At 66.7% G+C, this 18,032-nt stretch carries 14 protein-coding genes; 4 read left to right on the forward strand and 10 right to left on the reverse strand.

Going from position 1 to position 18,032, the window contains the following annotated elements:
* Positions 1–2: 2 nt before the first annotated feature.
* The gene (locus tag ACO07K_RS23745; RefSeq protein ID WP_422032262.1) at positions 3–1,571 is read left to right on the forward strand and encodes an ABC transporter substrate-binding protein; all 1,569 of its coding nucleotides are present in this window, start codon (positions 3–5) and stop codon (positions 1,569–1,571) included.
* Between the two features lie 10 nt (positions 1,572–1,581).
* On the opposite strand, the gene ACO07K_RS23750 is transcribed toward ACO07K_RS23745, so the two are convergent.
* From ACO07K_RS23750 to ACO07K_RS23775, 6 genes are all read right to left on the reverse strand, one after another.
* The gene (locus ACO07K_RS23750) at positions 1,582–3,102 is read right to left on the reverse strand and encodes a PepSY-associated TM helix domain-containing protein (protein WP_422032264.1); all 1,521 of its coding nucleotides are present in this window, start codon (positions 3,100–3,102) and stop codon (positions 1,582–1,584) included.
* Between the two features lie 28 nt (positions 3,103–3,130).
* Positions 3,131–5,596 (reverse strand): TonB-dependent siderophore receptor, encoded by a 2,466-nt coding sequence (locus tag ACO07K_RS23755; protein ID WP_422032266.1) that lies wholly within the window; start codon positions 5,594–5,596, stop codon positions 3,131–3,133.
* Between the two features lie 113 nt (positions 5,597–5,709).
* Positions 5,710–6,702 carry a FecR family protein gene (locus ACO07K_RS23760; protein WP_422032268.1) on the reverse strand — a complete coding sequence of 331 codons (993 nt, stop codon included), beginning with the start codon at positions 6,700–6,702 and terminating at the stop codon, positions 5,710–5,712.
* A 69-nt stretch (positions 6,703–6,771) separates the two neighbouring features.
* Entirely contained in the window at positions 6,772–7,293 is a 522-nt protein-coding gene (locus ACO07K_RS23765) for an RNA polymerase sigma factor (RefSeq protein WP_422032270.1), read from the reverse strand.
* Between the two features lie 68 nt (positions 7,294–7,361).
* Positions 7,362–7,919, reverse strand: a complete 558-nt coding sequence (locus ACO07K_RS23770; RefSeq protein WP_422032272.1) for a carboxymuconolactone decarboxylase family protein — start codon at positions 7,917–7,919, stop codon at positions 7,362–7,364.
* 68 nt (positions 7,920–7,987) lie between these two features.
* Positions 7,988–8,182 (reverse strand): hypothetical protein, encoded by a 195-nt coding sequence (locus ACO07K_RS23775; protein WP_298309563.1) that lies wholly within the window; start codon positions 8,180–8,182, stop codon positions 7,988–7,990.
* Between the two features lie 186 nt (positions 8,183–8,368).
* Here ACO07K_RS23775 and ACO07K_RS23780 point away from each other — a divergent pair, with 186 nt between their 5' ends.
* Positions 8,369–11,596 (forward strand): hypothetical protein, encoded by a 3,228-nt coding sequence (locus tag ACO07K_RS23780; RefSeq protein ID WP_422032274.1) that lies wholly within the window; start codon positions 8,369–8,371, stop codon positions 11,594–11,596.
* 36 nt (positions 11,597–11,632) lie between these two features.
* On the forward strand, positions 11,633–12,541 hold the full coding sequence (locus ACO07K_RS23785) for an aldo/keto reductase (RefSeq protein WP_422032276.1): 909 nt from the start codon (positions 11,633–11,635) through the stop codon (positions 12,539–12,541).
* A gap of 1 nt (position 12,542) precedes the next feature.
* On the opposite strand, the gene ACO07K_RS23790 is transcribed toward ACO07K_RS23785, so the two are convergent.
* The 4 genes from ACO07K_RS23790 to ACO07K_RS23805 are packed head-to-tail and all read right to left on the reverse strand — an operon-like array spanning position 12,543 to position 16,628.
* Complete coding sequence (locus tag ACO07K_RS23790) at positions 12,543–13,442, reverse strand: NAD-dependent epimerase/dehydratase family protein (protein ID WP_422032278.1); 900 nt, start codon at positions 13,440–13,442, stop codon at positions 12,543–12,545.
* Positions 13,443–13,453: 11 nt separating this feature from the next.
* Positions 13,454–14,533: a DNA polymerase IV gene (gene dinB / locus ACO07K_RS23795; protein ID WP_422032280.1), complete on the reverse strand. Its 1,080-nt coding sequence runs from the start codon at positions 14,531–14,533 to the stop codon at positions 13,454–13,456.
* A gap of 50 nt (positions 14,534–14,583) precedes the next feature.
* Complete coding sequence (locus tag ACO07K_RS23800) at positions 14,584–15,948, reverse strand: ATP-binding protein (protein WP_422032282.1); 1,365 nt, start codon at positions 15,946–15,948, stop codon at positions 14,584–14,586.
* Positions 15,945–16,628, reverse strand: a complete 684-nt coding sequence (locus ACO07K_RS23805; protein ID WP_422008874.1) for a response regulator — start codon at positions 16,626–16,628, stop codon at positions 15,945–15,947. Before ACO07K_RS23805 ends, ACO07K_RS23800 begins: the two co-directional genes overlap by 4 nt.
* Before the next feature lie 122 nt (positions 16,629–16,750).
* Here ACO07K_RS23805 and ACO07K_RS23810 point away from each other — a divergent pair, with 122 nt between their 5' ends.
* On the forward strand, positions 16,751–17,995 hold the full coding sequence (locus ACO07K_RS23810; RefSeq protein WP_422032284.1) for an efflux RND transporter periplasmic adaptor subunit: 1,245 nt from the start codon (positions 16,751–16,753) through the stop codon (positions 17,993–17,995).
* Positions 17,996–18,032 lie beyond the last annotated feature (37 nt).

The following is an 18,032-nucleotide window of genomic DNA, read 5'->3' on the forward strand; positions in this document are numbered from 1 at the left end:
GCATGAACTTCAAGGCCCTGCTGGGCGCCGTCGCCGGGCTCGCGCTCGCGATGCCGGCCGCTGCGCAATCGACCCTCAAGATCGTGATGCATTCCGATCTCAAGATCCTCGATCCGATCTGGGCGTCGGCGCAGATCAGCCGCACCCACGGCTACCTCGTTTACGACACGCTGTTCAGCCTCGACGGCGATCTCAAGCCGCAGCCGCAGATGGTGGGCAACTGGACCGTCGATCCGGCCGGGCTGGTCTACAGCTTCACCCTGCGCGACGGGTTGAAATGGCACGACGGGACTGCCGTAACGGCCGAGGATTGCGTGGCCTCGCTCAAGCGCTGGGGCAGCCGCGATCCGGTCGGCCTCAAGCTCATGGCCAACGTCAAGGATCTCAGCGCACCCGACGCGAAGACGATCCGCCTCGAACTCGCCCGCCCCTACGGACTCGTGATCGATTCGCTCGCCAAGCCGGCCGGGGTCGTGCCCTTCATGATGCCCAAGCGCGTCGCCGACGCGCCGGCCACCCAGCAGATCAAGGATCCGACCGGCTCCGGCCCGTTCATGTTCAAGGCCGACGAATGGCGGCCCGGCGACCGCGTCGTCTATGTGAAGAATCCCAACTATGTGCCCCGCACCGAACCACCGGCCAATTACGCGGGCGGCAAGGTCGCCAAGGTCGATCGCGTCGAATGGGTGTCGATTGCCGATCCGCAGACCGCGGTGAATGCACTGGAGAACGCCGAGGTCGATGCGCTCGAATCGGTGGCGCACGACCTGCTGCCGCTGGTCGAGAAGCGGCGAGGCATCGAGGTGCAGCGCGGCGCCTATGCCAGCCAGTATGCGCTTCGCCCCAACTGGCTCCATCCGCCCTTCAACGATCCCCGGATGCGGCTCGCCCTGGGCTACGCCATCGACCAGAAGGAATTTCTCGACGCCGCCGTCGGCGATCCCAAGTACTGGCGCCTCTGCAGGACGTATTATGGCTGCGGCACGCCGCTCGCGTCCGACAAGGGCACGGCAGGCCTGCTCGAGGGCAATGTCGAGAAGGCCAAGGCGCTTCTCAAGGAGGCGGGCTACGATGGACGGCCGATCGTCCTGCTGCAGGTGACAGACCTGGCCTCGCTGGCCAACCTCGGCCCCGTCGCCAAGGCGCAGCTCGAACGCGTGGGCTTCAAGGTCGACATGCGTCCCGCCGACTGGCAGACGCACCTCGCGCGCGTCATGCGCAAGGAGCCGCCCGAAGATCGCGGCTGGAACGTCACTCTCTCAAGCACCGGCGTCATCGACGTCGCGAACCCGATCACGTCGCTGTTCCTGAACTCGGCCTGCGACAAGGCCTCGGCCGGCTGGTCGTGCGACGCGCAGATCGAGGCGATGCGCGAGGCCTTCGCGCTCGAGCCGGATTTGGGAAAGCGCAAGGCCATCGCCGAGGAGATCCAGGAGCGCGCCCTGCAGCTCGGCACGCACTATCCGCTTGGCGAATGGTACAGTGCCTCGGCCGTCAGCGCCCGCACGAAGGGCTGGATCCGCCCACCCTCGACGACCGTCTTCTGGAACGTCGAGGTCGCGAGGCGCTGAAGTCACGCGGCTAGGCGGCCGGCTTTCGCCGCCGGAGCTGGAGCGCCGCGCCGGTCGCCAGCGCGGCGACCAGCAGCAGCATCAGGTCCATGCCGCCCACCGGCCAGAGATGGCGCAGACCGAGGGTGAGGCCGAGATGGTGGCCGGTGGTCATCCAGTTCAGCAGCACGGCGGCCGGGGCCAAGGTCGCGATCATGCCCAGCTGCTCGACCCAGGCGTGCCCCGGCCGTGACCAGGCATGGGCGAAGGTTGCCAGCCACACGAGATAGAAGGTCCAGATCTCCAGCGCGGCGCGCCCGTGGCCCAGGAACGCCGCACCCGGCGGCAGCAGGCGATTGACCACGAAGAACGCCAGCGTCGCGACGAGAAGGCCGGCCACGGAGCCGACCGTCAGTCCCTCCACGATGCGCACACCGCGCAACCCCAGCTGCGCATGCCGGCGGCGGCGCGAGTCCAGCCAGAACAGGGCGCCTGTGGCGATCAGGACGCATCCCATCAAGCCGAGCCCGAAGTAGAGCCAGCGCAGCGTCCAGTGGCGGAACTGGATGAGATGGAACCCGGAGATGAACCGCGAGGCCGTCACCACCGGCTGCGCGCCGAGCCGCTGGTGCAGCAGTTGGCCCGTCGTCGCGTCGAAGGATGCCACATCGGCCGCGGCGCGTACCCGATCGTCGTTCGCGCGGCTCACCTGCACAACCGCCGCCGCGTCGCCAGGATTGCGCACGGTCACGAAGCGCGGCACGTCGCCTTCCCAGCTTTCACGAGCCCGCGTGACCATCTCGTCCAGGGACGCGAGCGTGCCGGGCTTGTTCGCCTTCGCGCGATCGAACAGGTCGAAGGCCTCCGCGCCAAAGGCGCGCCGGTCGCCCTGATATGCGACCTGCCATACCGCGGCAAAATAGACCGAGTAGAAGATGATCAGGCCAGACAGGGTAATGGCGATGTGGAACGGCAGGCCGAGCACGCCGGCGACATTATGCAGGTCGAGGATCGAGCGGCGCGGTTTCCTGTCGATCCGGAAAGCAAAGAAGTCGGCGAAGAGCTTGCGATGGATGACCACGCCCGAAACGCACAGGACCAACATCGCCATGCCGGCAAATCCCACCAGCCACGAGCCGAGCTGGGCGAAGCGGATGTGCAGATTGTAGTGGAACGGATAGAGGAACTGGGTCCCGGCCAGCGTGCCCGGATCGGGTAACGAAGCGCCCGTGACGGGATCGAGATAGCGCACGACCGGTCCCGACGGCGTGCGCCAAGCCACGCGAAACATTGGCATCCGGTCGGTCGGCAACAGGACGGACCAGAAGGACGCGCGCGTTGCAGCCGACTCCTGGATCAGGGGCTGTAGCGTATCGAGCGGGAGGGGACTCTCCGGCAGCGCCAGCCGCGTCGCGGGCATCATCCATCGGTCGATCTCGCGATCGAAGACACTCAGCGTGCCCATCCAGAAGATGGCGAACAGCAGCCCCGCCAGCACCACACCGGTCCAGGTGTGAAGCCAGCCCATCGCCCCCCGGAACGTCTGTTCCATCTGCGTCGACCGCAATACGGCGAAGGCCTCAGAAGTCCGCGGTCAACGCCAGACGGAAGATCCGCGGTGCCCCGAGGAACAGCGTCGTGGCGCCGGACCCGCCCGCCCAGTAGTTGTTGTCGAACAGATTCTCGACGTTGAAGCGGATCGCTACCGGATTGCCCGTCGGGCTGTTGTCTGTATCGAAGACGTAGCGCGCGCCAATGTCGAAGCGAGTCCAATCCGGCAGGCTGCGTCGCGGCAGGGTCGTGTCGATGTATTGGGAGCCGGTGTAAACGACGCGGCCGTTCACGGTGAGACCACGCGCGAACGGTAGATCCCATTCGGCACTCGCCCTGAGCTGGAGGTTCGGCGAGAAGGGCGCCGTCCAGCCGTCGGTTGCACCACCCTGTGTCTTGGTCAGCAGGGCATTGAGGAACATCGCCCCACCCAGCAGGCGAACACCGGGCAGAGGTTCGCCGAAGACGTTCAGCTCCAGGCCCTGATTCCTCTGCTCCCCACCCAGGAACTGGGTATTCGTGACGGTGTTCGTCAGGATGCTCGGCTGGGTGATCTGGAAGAGACTGGCCGTCGTCGTGAACTTGCCCCAGTCGGCCTTCACGCCGACCTCGTACTGCGTCGCCTTGAATGGCGGAAAAACTTCGCCGGCATTTGCGAAGGCGGTGCCGACGGTCGTACCCTGCTGCAGCCCCTGGATGAAGTTGCCGTACAGCGAGATGTTCTGCCAAGGCTTGAAGACGAGCGCGACGGACGGGCTGAGGGCGGTCTGCTCGTAGCTGCTCGTGCGAGCACCGGTGATGACGTTGAAGTTCGAGGCCCCCACCTGCTGCAGGCGCGCGCCCAGGGTGAGCTGGATGCGCTTGTCGACGGCAGACAGGGTGTCGGCAATCACCAGGCTCTGCAGGCTTTGCGTCGCGCTCTTGTTGGCGGCGGGATTGGCGAGACCGGCCGGCGCCACGTAGATCGGATTGTATATGTTGGTGTTGTAGGCCGCGCCGACCACGGACGCGATACCGCTCGCCGATTCGTAGATCGACCCGCTGAACACGAACTCATGCGAGATGGGACCGGTCGTGGCGAGGGCCCTCACCCCTGCTTCGCCTGTCAGGATCTGGGCATAGGAATTCTGCACGGCCTGAGATCCTCGCGCCGCGCCGTTCTGGTTGGTGATGGTGACGATGTCCGTGCTGTAGAGCTGGCCGTAGCGGCTGTCGTGAACACCGAACGACGCAAACGCCGTCACCGTTTCGAGCATGTCGACTTCGGCACGGAGGACCGCAAAGGCATCCTTGGTCCATTTGTTGCTCCATGCCTGAGCCGCGGGATTGTTGCGGACGTTCGGGGCCCAGGGAAGCTGCACGCCGGCGGCAAGGCCCAGATAGGGCACCACGCCTGTTATATACTCGTACTGGTAGCCGAGGTCGGCGGAGAGCCGAACGTGATCGCCACGATAATCGAAGCCGAGAACGCCGAGCAGGCGCTCGTCGGTATTGTACTGAATGTTTGTCTGGCCCGCGCGATAGGCGCCGTTGAAGCGTACGCCGAATTGCTGGTCATTGCCGAAGCGTCGGCCGACATCCACGGCGCCGCCAACCTGCCCGGCCGAATTGTAGTTCAGGGTCGCCTGGGTGAGCGGCGCATCACCGGCGCGCTTCGGCACGATATTGACGGTGCCGCCGATCGCGCCGGATGGGGACATCCCGCTCAGCATCGCACTTGGCCCCTTCAGGACCTCGATACGCTCGGCCATCTCCGGCATCACGGAGTAGGTCGGCAGCAGCCCGAACAGGCCGCCATAGGTCCAGGCATTGTTCTGGATATTGAAGCCGCGGATGTTGATGAGTTCGGCGCCGATGCCCCCGTCCGGCACATAGAAGCGAACGGAGGGGTCGTCGATCAGAACGTCACGCACCGAGCGCGCCTGTTGGTCCTGTGCCTTCTTCGCCGTGAAGTTGGTCTGGTTGAACGGCGTGTCCATCACGTCGCGGTTGCCGAGCACGCCCAGCTGGCCGCCCTTGGCGACCTGGCCGCCGGCGTAGGGCGGCGGGACATTGTCGATCATCGCCTGTGACGGCACCGGGAACATGCCCTGCACCTGCACCGGGTCGAGCTGCAGGGCACCCGGCACCTGCGCTCCGGCGCCGATTTTCTCGAGGACCACCGTATTGGCTTCGCTGAAGCGCCAACCGACGCCGGTTCCCGCCAGCAAGGCATTGAGCGCCTGCGCCACGGTGTAGGTCCCCGACAGGCCGGCGGTACGCTTGCCGGCCAGATCTCCCGAGGCTCCGAGCAGTCGAATGCCGGCCTGGTCGGCAAGCCGCGTCAACGCGGTATCGAGGTCCTGCGCGGGAATGTTGAAGGTCACGGCGCGCGGCGCCTGCGCCTGTTCCTGCGTCCGAGGCGCCTGTCCCGACTCACCCTGCGCCTCGACCAGGGCGGGCCACCACAGGCCGGTTGCGATCGTCGACGCGAGCAGCACACGTGAAACCAGCATGTCGTCCCCCAAAGCTACGCGGCGGCGGCAGGCGAGCTCCTTGATCTGGAGTGCGTCTCAGTCTCACCGTCTTGAGGTTAAGACGAATCGATGATGGCGAACTTGCAGCGCGCTCAGCGAATGATCGTCAGCAGGGGCATCTGGATGACCCGGGCCTTGCTGGTTTCCACGAGGGTACGCAACAGATGATCAGGATCGTCGAGGTCGAAGACGCCTGTGACCTGAAGACTCTTGAGTTCTTCGTTGGCGATGACGATCCGTCCGCGGCGGTAGCGCTGCAGTTCCTCGACGACACTCTGCAGCGACCGGCGATTGAAGATGAGCTTGCCGCGCTGCCACGCCGTGACAGCGTCGACGTCGACGGTGCGAACCTTCTGCCCGTCGCCCTCACCGAAGCCGAGCCTCTGCCCCGCTTCCAGTCGGACCGGCGCGGCCTTCCCGACCGTGACCTCGACCGTGCCCTCGGTGACGATGACCTGCTCGCACGTGTCGTTGCGCCGCACGACGAAGGCCGTGCCGACTGCTCGGGCCTGACCGTTTCCCGCCATCACGATGAACGGGCGATTGGGGTCCTTGGCGACCTCGAACAGCGCTTCGCCGTCGTGGAGGGCAATACGTCGCTCATGGCCCGAATAGTCGACCGAGAGCGCGGTGGCGGTGTTGAGCGTGACGACCGAACCGTCCGCGAGGACGATACGCTGGCGCTCGCCTACGGCGGTGGCGTGATCTGCGTAGAAGCCGGAAAGTGGTCCCAGCAGGTTGAGCCCGACGGTGACGACCGCAACGGAAGCGGCGGCGGCCGTCGCACCTGCAAACACGGTACGTCGGCTGACACGCCGCGGCGAGGGAGACAGCGACAGCGGTACGACGCCGCGACGCAGCGTGTCGGCCTGTCGGGTTTCGGCAACGCCGCGCATCAGGGCTTCCGCCTCAGTTGCCGCAGCATCGTGCAGCGGCGACCGCTCACGCCAATGCAGGAACGCCTGCCGATCGTTCGGCGTAGCGCGGCCTGAACTCAGCCGCACCAGCCAGTCGATGGCTTCGTCGCTCAGCGCTCGGTCGCGAGACGGCGACGCCGCGACTGGTTCTTCCCCCTCACTCGACATTCGATGTGACTCTTTCCCCCGACTCAATGACGATTGACGGAGTGCCGGCTTGCAGCGGCTGCCGCTAACTTATCCGTTATCATTGCGTCGCAGCCGGTCGCGGCAATGACGGAGCGCCTGTGCGATGTATTTGGCCACCATGCTCTCGGACACGCCGAGTTGGCGGGCGATCTCGACGAAGGACCGCCCCTCGACCCGGCTGAGCAACAGGGCAAGACGCGGTTTTGACGGCAACTCGTCCAGCGCCGCCTCCAACAGGCGCAGCCGCTCGCGGGCAAGCGCACTCGCCTCAGGAGACGGCGCCGTATCGGGCACCGTTTCCGCCGCTTCGAGGAGGGTGAAGTCGGCCGCGATCCGGCCTTCGCGCCGCATCGTGTCGATCGCCAGATTGCCGGCGACGCGATAGACGAAGGCTCGCGGATTTTGAATGTCGAGATTGGTCGGCGGGATGGCCGCCAGCCGGACATAAGTATCCTGGGCCACATCGGCGGCACGCTCGGCATTACCGGTCCGCCGCGTCAGGAAGCGCAGCAGATCCTGGTAGTTCTCGCGAAAGCTCGCGATCAAAGCAGATACGTCGTGCCGCCCCATGGTCCCGATTCGCTATCCCGGGACCGGTCTATTCTACTTGCGAATGACTCGCAAATACTAACGCAGGCTTACTTCTTTTCCGCGCCCGGCAGGAAGTCGTCGAGCGGGACGCCGAAGCTGTTGAGCGCCCAGGAGACGAGATTGTACTGGCCGACCGTGAAGACGGCGTCCATGAGCTGCTCGGTCGAATAGGTCTTCGACAGGGTGGCCCAGGTCTCGTCGGAGGCGACCGAGTTTTCGAAGAGATCGTCGGCGAGCTGCATCAGCGCCGCCTCGTGCTCGCTCCAGCCCTTGGCCTTGGGGCCTTCCTTGAGATTGGCGATGTCGGTGTCCGTGACGCCGCCCCTCTTGGCGATCAACTCGTGTTGCGCGAACTCATATTCAGCCTGGTTCAGCCAGCCGATGCGCAGGATCAGCAGCTCGCGATCGCGAAACGGCAGGGTCTGCTTGGAGAGGATGTGGCCGGCAAACGGCGTCCAGCGCTTCGTCAGCGCGGGGTGATTGGCCATCACCTTGAAGATGTTGAACACCTGGCCGTTCATTGCGTTCTTCTCGATGGCTTCGCGATCCTCCGCCTTCATGGTCGAGAGGTCACGAATCGGAATACGCTGCTTGCGCTTGATCACCACTTTCCTCCTTTGTCGGTCGTGATGTGGACTAGCGTCCCCTCAGGCGACCGACAAGGCGAAAGGACCTACTCCGCGCGTGCGCTTTCGCCCGGCGGCTGAAGCTTGGCCGCGGCGAGCCGCGCCTGGCCCGGCGTGTTGAACTGGTGACCGTCGAGTTCGAAGAAGGGACGGGTGAAGGCATGGAAACGAAACGCATTGCCTTCCTTGAGGACGACGCCGGCGGGCTTTCCCCAGATTTCGACGACGAAGGGCTCGGGCATGGCGCGATCTCCTTCAGGCTGAGATGCCTGCGATCGGTTCTGAGATGGGAGCGACATGAGAGAAGACAATGGCCAGAAGTGTCGAAACAACAGACGGTCACAGAAGAACCTTCGCGTGCGGCATCAATATGGCGTCGGGTTTCCCCGCTGGCGTAATGGTCATCATTGCTGAACAATGACATTGCAATGTCACGTGCCCTCACCCGCTCCCGCTTCTTGCGCAGCGCCGGTGTCACGGCCGCAATGCTCGCCGCCGGTCCGGCGGGCGCGCAGCCGCGACGCGAAGAACGGGTCCTCATCAGCGACATCGAAACTGCAACCATCGACGGTCGCGACTGGGACAGGCCGATGCCGGGCGGCCGCACGGTCGACAGCGTGCACCGTTCCGTTCTCCTGCGCTTTCCCGGCGCCGCCGATGCCATCGCCCTTCACCTGTTGCGTGGCCGCGTGCTGGCGAAGGCCGAGCTCGTACTGGACTATGGCGGCTACGAAATCGTGCCCGAAGGCTACACCTGCCGCGAGGGCCTGGGCCGCAAGCGCTGGACCGACGATCCGCCGGGCTGGCATGTGGTGGCGTGGCCGCTGCGTCAGCCATGGGTCGCCGATGAAGCAATCGGACCGACCTTCAATGCCAGCATCGACGGCAGGCGATATTGGGCCCGCTGGGGCGCGACGGATCCGACGCGCGACCGCTTCGACGGACTGCTCGACCCGCAGGAGCTCTCGCTGCAGCAGCGGAAGGCTCGCTTCGACATCACGCGCTTCTTCTCGACCGACATACTGACGCGCGATCCGCCGAGCCGGCTGTTGATGCCCGAGCGCTGCGGCTTCCTCCTGCGCAAGCTGGAGACCTACGACACGCGCTATCGCGAACGCGGCAATGCGTACGAGTGGGCGATGCCGATCGGCGGACACGGGCTGAAGTTCAAGGTCGCCCACCTGCAACTCACGCTGCGCACCGTCGCCAGCGGGGCCCAGGTCGCGATCGCCTTGCCACCCGCTGCGGACCGCGCCCTGCCGCGCACTGCCGATGGCGGCCAGCCGACGGCCCGTCTCCTGCCGATCGAGGAGATCGCTGAGCGGGCACGTGCGGCCACCCACGCAACGGGAAAGCGCCCCGAATGGCAGCGCGAGCGCATCCGCGAACTGCAGCGCGTCGGCGGCGACAATGTCAGCCCCTGGGCGGACGTCGTCGGACCCGACGCGCAGAGTGCGTATGAAAGCCGGCTCAAGGAACTCCTCGCCCGGCCGCCGCGCTACTGGATGGGCTGGGAGATCGCCGACCTGCTGCTCATCTGGCACCTGTTTCGCGAGCTGCTGCCGGAACCGGTGCAGGAGCACCTGAAGGCCTACTGGACGGCCTGGCTGCAGCCGGATCTGCCGACCAGCGCGTTCGTCTCGCCGCAGGGTCCCGAAGCCATCGACTACTGGCGCCGCAACAAGGACTGGCGCGGGCGCGCGTCGTTCTTCCGTGACGGCTACAACTACGCCGTCAGCACACAGAACTTCAATCACACCGCCGCCATGGGCGCCCTGCTCGGCGGCGCGACGATCGGCTCGTCTCATGCGATGGGGGACGGGCGGCACGGTCTCGAGAACCTGCCGCTGCGCTTCTGGGGTTTCCTCGACGGCAGCACGCAGGAAATGCTCGATCCCTATTACCTGTCGATCACCCTGAGCGCTCTCAAGCTGTTCAGGGACCATGGACCGACACCGCTCGACCGCCTGATGGGTCGCGTGCTGGTGGATCGCACGCTGGAGCTGCTCATCAGCGTCTATCATCCCGCCCTGCGCCGCTTCGTCTGCTCCGGCACCCGTGTCCGCCTCTCGGGCGTGCTCGCCGAACAGGACGGCATCTACGGTGCGCTCCACACCGTATCGAAGGCCGGCGTCGTCAATCACCTCGACACGGATTCGACGGGCACGGTGCATGGCATGCCGGCCTGGGGTTACGACTTCCCGCCGGGCCGCGTGGCGATGCAGAGCCTGGCCGCCCCGTGGGCGCCCGACTGGGTGTCGGGCCCGATCGACGACCGTATCCTGCCTTGCGAGGAAACCTCGGCCGAGACGACGCGCGGCATCTACCAGCCACCACTCTGGAAGCGGACCTATCTCGGGCGCTGGCACGGGCTTGCGAGCCAGGACATGCGCGGCGGCACGGTCGATCTCGTCGGCCAGTGGGTCCGCGCGCCGCAGACCGCCACGAGTCCGGCACAGCGCGGGATGCTGACCGCGCGGTATTCGGCCAACACGCCGAACCTCACCAGCACGCGCGAAGGGCTGATCCCGCAGGCCGGCCTGCTGCTCACTTTCCAGAGCCGCAACCGCGCCATCGTCTTCGCGACACCGCATTGCAATCGCCAGCGCTTCCTCGACGCCGCCACCGACAGGATCGCCTCGCTGGCGACGGTGATCGGTCTGTGGAACTTCGCCACCTCGCCCGGCTGGGAATTCCATGCAGGCGAGCGCCGTCTCGAGTCGTTCCCGCAGAAACTGCCGGCCGGCCAGAGCCTGTTCATCCGCGACGGTGTGACCTATCTCGCGATCCTGCCGCTGCCCGCGACCGATCTCGGCCGCGACACCGACATCGAGATCGCGCCCGGAATCGCGGCGGAAGCGGAGCCGAACGGCGCCCAGGTGGGACCCGCCCTCACCATCTCCTTGTTCAACCTCCGCCGTGCGCAGCCGGCGCCCGTCTCCTCCCTCGATCTCGACGCCATCCTGTCCCGTAGCTACGGCGGCTTCGTGCTCGAGATGGGCGACGAGGCGCAACATGGCAGCTTCGAGGCCTTCCGCCGCCATATCGCCGCCGCCGAGCTGAAGGCGGACTGGAACGCCGCGAGGCGCATCATGGACGTCCGCTACCGCAGCGGCGGCGACCTCATGGAGGCGGGCTTCTCGACCGAATTCGCCCAGCCGGTGGAGATCAACTATCCGCTGGAAGGCGGCGCCCAGCAGAAGGCGATCCCCTATCGCCGGCTGAACGGCGCCTGGCCTTACCTGCCGGCGGGCATCGATCGCGACAGTTTCTGGGCGCAGCAGGGCACGAGCGGCCGTCTGGAAAAGGCCGGCGCGGTGCTGACGACCGAACCCGGGCGCAAGGCGTACCTGATCGCCGATCCGTCGAGCGGTGCGGTGGTCGCCTACAATCCGCTGCCCGACCCGCAGGCGTTCGCGCTCGCAACGCGCGACGGCGCGGCCTTCCGCGCCGACGGAAAGGTCGGCCTGATGAGGCTCGAGTACCGGCCCTGGACGCTCGAGATCGAGATCGACCATGCGCCCAAGCCCGACCAGGACGGCCTGGCCGCGACGATCACGATTTCGGGGCTTGCCCGTGAGCCCAAGGTTACGGTCAATGGCCACCGTGTCGATCCGCGCATCGCCGGCGAAAATTTTCAGATACCGATAGCCTGATCGACCCTTGGAAACGTTGAGGTCGCGGAGAATATGATGTCCCTGACCCGTTCAGCCCTGCTCGGCCTCGCCGGCGCCACCGTCCTCGCCGCCGGGCGAGCCGCCGCGCAGCCGGGAGCCCGCATGCACCAGCGCAAGATCCCCGCGTCGGACGAGATGCTGCCCGTCGTCGGCGTCGGTACGTGGCGTACCTTCGACGTCGGCGCGCGGCCGGCCAACCGTGCGCCGCTGGCCGAGGTGCTGCGCCTGCTGTTCGACGCCGGCGGGTCGGCGATCGACACGTCGCCGATGTACGGGTCGGCTGAGGCCGTGGTCGGCGACTTGCTTTCAGCGGCCAATACCCGCGCCAAGGCCTTCATCGCCACGAAGGTCTGGACCACCGGCCGCGACAACGGGCTCACGCAGATGCGCAACTCCTTGCGGCTTCTCAAGACCGACCGCATCGACCTGATGCAGATTCACAATCTGGTCGACTGGCGCGCCCATCTGCCGACCTTGCAGGCCTGGAAGGCGGAGGGCCGCATCCGCTATCTCGGTATCACCCACTATACGCAGAGCGCCCACGACGATTTGGAGAGCGTGATGCGGGCGGAGAAGTGGGACTTCGTGCAGGTCAACTACGCGCTCGACGATCGCGCCGTCGAACGGACGCTCCTGCCACTCGCCGCCGAACGCGGCATCGCGGTGATCGTGAACCAGCCGTTCGGCGGCGGCGGACTTCTGCGCAAGCTCCTGAGCCGCAAGCTGCCCGAGTGGGCCGGTGAGATCGGCGCCACCAGCTGGGCACAGCTTCTGCTCAAGTTCGTGCTGGCAAACCCCGACGTCACCTGCGTCATTCCGGGCACGGGCAAGCCCGAGCATATGGCGGACAACCTTCGGGCCGGCTTCGGGGTCTATCCCGACGCGGCACTGCTCAAGAGGATGATCGCCGAGATCGACGTCTAGACTAGAGCGGCAGCTCCGCCTCGATCCATTCCGTCGCCGAACCGTGCTTCGGCTGCCAGCCGAGCTCGCTGCGGGCGCGCCGGGCGCGGACGCGGCTGTTGGAGCCGAACGTATAGGCCGCGCTGTTCTCGCCGAGCTCCCTGGCCGCGTCCTCGAACGGCCACGCCTGCGGCTCGCCCAGCTTCAGGCGGCGCGCGATGGCTGAACAGATGTCGCGATAGGAGGCCTCGCCGTTCTCCGCAAAGTAGAAGGCGCCGGCCGGCGCCTTCGCGAGGGCGAGGCGATAGAGGTCGGCCACGTCCTCGACATGGACGTTCGACCAGATGTTCAGCCCCTTGCCGACATGACGCACCACGCCTGACGCCTTTGCCCGCTTCGCGAGGCCGGGAATCTGGGCGCTGTCTCGCGCCAGGCCCAGGCCGTTACCGTAGATCATGGTCGGGCACAGGACGATGGCGCGCACGCTGCGGCGGCTCGCATCACGGATCATCCGGTCGATGGCAACCCGCGCCTGTTTGCCCGGCACCGGCTCGAACGGCGTCTCCTCGTCGTAGATCCTCTCCGAGGCGACATCGCCATGGGCATCGTCGGCCACGATGCTGGAGCCGCTGGTATGCAGGAACGGCTTGTTCGATCCGGCAAGCGCCTCCAGGAACGCATCGATCGCGCCGCGATGATCGCTGTTGGCGGTATTGACCACGGCATCGGCGCGCCGGGCTTCGGCGGAGAGAATCGCGGCATCGTCGAGGCCGCCCATGACCGGCTCGACACCGAAGACCGCGAGTTTCGCGCCCTTGTCCGCGTCGCGAACGAGACCGCGGATCTCGTGGCCATCGTCGAGCAGGCGGCGCGCGACGGTGCCGCCGATATAGCCGGTCGCGCCGGTCATGAAGATCTTCATGGTCATGTCTCCTAGAGGGCCAGTGTCATTTGGGGCGGCACCTTGTCCTCCTCGCGCTGATGCAGATTGTGCAGCGAGACCCCCAGCAGGCGCACCTTCTTCTCGAGCGGAAAGATCGAGCGCACCAGCTCCCGCGCCGTGCGCTCCAGCAGATCGCGGCTGCCGACGCCCTCGTGCAGCGTCCGGCTGCGCGTCACGATCCGGAAGTCGGCATACTTGATCTTCACGGTCACCGTGCGGCCGACGATTCCGGTGCGCTCGCAGTAGGACCAGACATCCCCCAGCACCGAGGCGACGCCGTCCTCCACGGCCGCCGGCCGGTCGAGATCCTCCATGAAGGTCGTCTCGGAGCCGACCGACTTGCGCGGCCGGTTGGGCACGACGCGACGTTCGTCATGGCCGCGCGCGATGGAATAGTAGTAGGCGCCGGAGCGGCCGAAATACTGCTGCAGGAAGTCGAGCGGCTGCGCCTTCAGGTCGGCGCCCGTATGGATCCCCAGCCGGTTCATCTTTTCCGCCGTCTTCGGCCCGACGCCATGGAAGCGGCCGACCGGCAGGCCCTCGACGAAGGCCGGCCCCTTCTCCGGCGGGATCACCGTCTGGCCGTCGGGCTTGCGATGGTCGGAGGCCAGCTTGGCCAGGAACTTGTTGTAGGAGATGCCGGCGGAGGCGGTCAGGCCGGTGCGCTCCAGGATGCGTGCCCTGATCTCGCGCGCGATCTCCGAGGCAAGCGGCATGCCCTTGAGGTTGGTGGTGACGTCGAGATAGGCCTCGTCGAGCGACAGCGGCTCCACCAGCGGCGTATAGTCCAGGAAGATCTCGCGGATCTGGCGCGACACGTCCTTGTAGACCTCGAAGCGCGGCTTAACGAACAGCAGCTCCGGACACAGGCGCTTGGCCGTGACCGAGGGCATGGCCGAGCGCACGCCGAACTTGCGCGCCTCGTAGCTGGCCGCCATCACGACGCCGCGCTGCCGCCCGCCGACCGCGACCGGCTGGCCGCGCAGCGAGGGATCGTCGCGCTGCTCCACGGACGCGTAGAAGGCATCCATGTCGACGTGGATGATCTTGCGGATCTCGGCTTCCGCCATGATGGGAGTATAGGGCCGCCGCGAACCGCGGTCCCCCTCGTTCGGCTTACTCAGACCGGACGCGAAGGTTGCAGGCGCAGCGTGAAGACCGCGCCTCCGCCCGGCCGGTCGTCGACCGAAATGGTGCCGCCATGCGCGGCGGCGACACGCGTCACGATGGCCAGCCCCAGTCCTCTGCTCCCCGGCCGCGCGCGGTCGCGCCGCCAGAAGCGCTGGAAGATCGTCTCGCGGTCGGAGGACGGCACGCCGGGGCCCTCGTCCAGCACCCGCACCGTTCCGTCCGCGGCGACATCGACCTCGATCGTCCCGCCGGCCGGCGTGTGGCGAATGGCATTCTCGACCAGATTGCGAACCGCCCGGAACAGCGCCTCGGCATGGCCATGCACCCACACGGGCGTCTCGATCCCCGTCAGGGCGATCGTCTTGTCGCTGTCGACTGCGAGCGGCGCCATGAAGGCGACCGCATCGGCGCACACGGCCTGGAGGTCGGCCAGGGAACTGCCGTCCACGACGAACGCTTCGAGTTCGGCGATGTCGAGGACCTGGTTCACGGTGCGCGTCATGTTGACGATGTCGGTTTCCAGCGACTGGCGCAGCGGCTGATCGTCCATCGTGTCGATGCGCGCGCGCATGATGGCGAGCGGCGTCCGCAGCTCGTGCGCCATATCGGCGGTGAACTCGCGTTGCGCGCGGAACCCTGCCTCCAGCCGGTCGAGCGCCTGATTGACCGCGTGCACGAGCGGGACGACTTCGATCGGCATCGACTGCTCGGACAGGCGAACGTCGGTACTGGTCGGGCCGATCGAGGCCGCCGTGTGCGACGCGGCGCGCACCGGATCGAGCGCGCGACGGAAGATCAGGATGTCGATCAGCAGAAGCAGCAGCAGGATGGGAAAGGTGATCCAGGCGACACGCGGCAGGAAGGAGGCGACGATGTCGTCGATGATCACGTCGCGATGCGCCAGATCCTGTCCGACCTGGATCCAGTAGAGACGACCGCCGATGACGCGCGGCACGTTCACGCCGATGAGCAAGGTGCCCTTGCTGCGATGCCGTACGAAGGAATCGTCGGTCAGCGGATCGATCGGCGCCGAGAGCGGCGCATCGTCCGGACGTGAGGTGAACAGCACGTTCCCCTTCGCGTCGAGGATCGCATAGGCATAGAGGGCGTACTCGCCCGAGTAGATCGGCTGAGCCTCCGGCGGTATGTCGAGCGTGACAGTGCCGCCATCGGGTGTGGGATGCAGGAAGCTCGCAATCGTCAGAGCCTGGGCCCGCAGCGCATCGCGATGGAGACTGTTGGCGGCCTCGTACAGCAGCCAGTAGAGCGCCAGTGGCATCAGGATGGACGTGACGCCGATCGCCACGATGTGCAGCGCGACGACACGGGAGATGATCGACCGGAAGCGCGTCAAACGGCGGCCTTTTCCTCGGCCAGCAGATAGCCGACGCCGCGCACGGTATGGATCTTCACCGTGGCACCGCAGTCGGCCAGCATCTTCCGCAGACGATGGACGTAGACCTCGACCGCGTTCGAACCGACATCTCCCGACAGGCCGAAAAGCTGGTCCTCGAACAGACGCTTCGGCACGACATGGCCGCCGCGTCGCAGAAGGATCTCCAGGATCGCTGTCTCCCGTGCGGGAAAGACCCGCACCGTCCCGTCGATGAACACCTGTCGTCCCTCGGTTTCGAGCGCCACGTTGCCGAAGGTGAGCTGGCGACCCAGCAGATTGCCGGGCCGTCGCAGCAGCGCCTGCAGGCGCGCCACCAACTCTTCCATGGCGAAGGGCTTCACGAGGTAATCATCGGCCCCGGCGCGCAACCCATTGACCCGGTCGCTCACCCCGTCACGGGCCGTGAGAACCAGAACCGGCGTCGAATCGCCGCGTCCGCGGATACCCCGCAGCAACGACAACCCGTCCTGATCGGGCAGACCGAGATCGAGCACGATCGCAGCGTAGCGCATGGCCGCCAGCGAATGCTCGGCGTCGCCGGCATTGCCTACTGAATCCGCCGAGAATCCGCTGCGCGCCAGACCCTTCGCCAGCAAGGCGACGAGCTCCGCATTGTCCTCGACGACAAGGACTCTCATGGACGTCCAGCCTCCTCCGGCGCGGTCGCAAACTCAGCCACCCTATCACGCCACGCACTCTGAAATCGTCCTCCAGGGAGCAAGTCAGGCGCACGTAATGTGAAGCGCCTAGCTTCCGCTCCATGAGCACTGCGCCCAAAGCCGCCACCACAGCCCGTCCGCGTCGCTACCGCCTGTGGTTTGCCGGCGCTGGCATCGTAACGCTCGCGCTCGCCGCGGTCTGGACCCTCGACACCGGCCCCACCAACGCCCTCATTCGACCGGCGCTGGCGGTGGAGAACGATGGCGCCTTCCGTCCCAGCGAGACCCAATGGGCCAGCCTGCGGATCGCGCCGGTCGAAGCCGCCGCCTTCCGCGACGAGCGCGCGACCGACGGCAAGATCGGCATCAACGAAGACACGACGACGCCGGTCTTCTCGCCCTATTCGGGCCGGGTGACGCGCCTGATCGCCAAGCCGGGCGAGCGCGTCCAGCGCGGCGACCCGCTGTTCGCCATCGAGGCGAACGAGTTCGTGCAGGGCCAGAACGATCTCGTGGGCGCCGTCGCCGGCGTCGAGAAGGCCCGTTCCAAGCTCGCGCTCGCCCAGAATTTCGAACGGCGTCAGAAGGAATTGCTGGCGATCCGCGGCGGCTCGCTGAAGGACCTGGAACAGGCCCAGTCCGACCTCGTCTCGGCCCAGGGCGACCTGCGCTCCTCCGAAATCGCGCTGGCCGCGGTGCGCAACCGCCTGCGCATCCTCGGCCGCACCGACGCCGAGATCGACACGCTGGAGAAGGTCGACCATATCGGCGCGGAGGCGATCGTGTCGGCGCCCATCGCCGGCACCGTGATCCAGCGCAAGATCGGCCTCGGACAGTACATCAACGCCGGCGCCGCCGATCCCGTATTCAACATCGGCGACCTCTCGACGGTCTGGCTGGTCGCCAACGTCCGCGAATCCGACGCGCCGAAGATGAGGGTCGGCGCCCCGGTCGAGGTTTCCGTGCTGGCCCATCCCGGCCGCGTCTTCAACGCCCGCCTGGCTTACGTCGCGCCTGCGCTCGATCCCAATACGCGCCGCCTGCCGGTCCGCGCCGAGATCGCGAACGCCGATCGCGAGCTGATGCCCGAGATGTTCGCCAGCTTCCGCATCGTGACGGGCGAACCCACGACCAACCCGGCCGTGCCACAGGAAGCCGTCGTCTATGAGGGCGCCAACGCCCGTGTCTGGGTCGCAGATCAGAAGGACAAGTCTGTCGCGTCGCGCCCGATCGAGGTCGGCGCCACCGCCAACGGCATGGTCGAGGTCAAGAAGGGCCTCGCGCTCGGCGAGAACGTGGTGACCAGCGGCACACTCTTCATCGATCGCGCGGCCAAGCGCGACTGACCGCCCGGCGCGCCCTCCAGGCGCGTCCCTCCAACCT

Source organism: Reyranella sp. (assembly GCF_965228225.1).
GTDB lineage: Bacteria > Pseudomonadota > Alphaproteobacteria > Reyranellales > Reyranellaceae > Reyranella.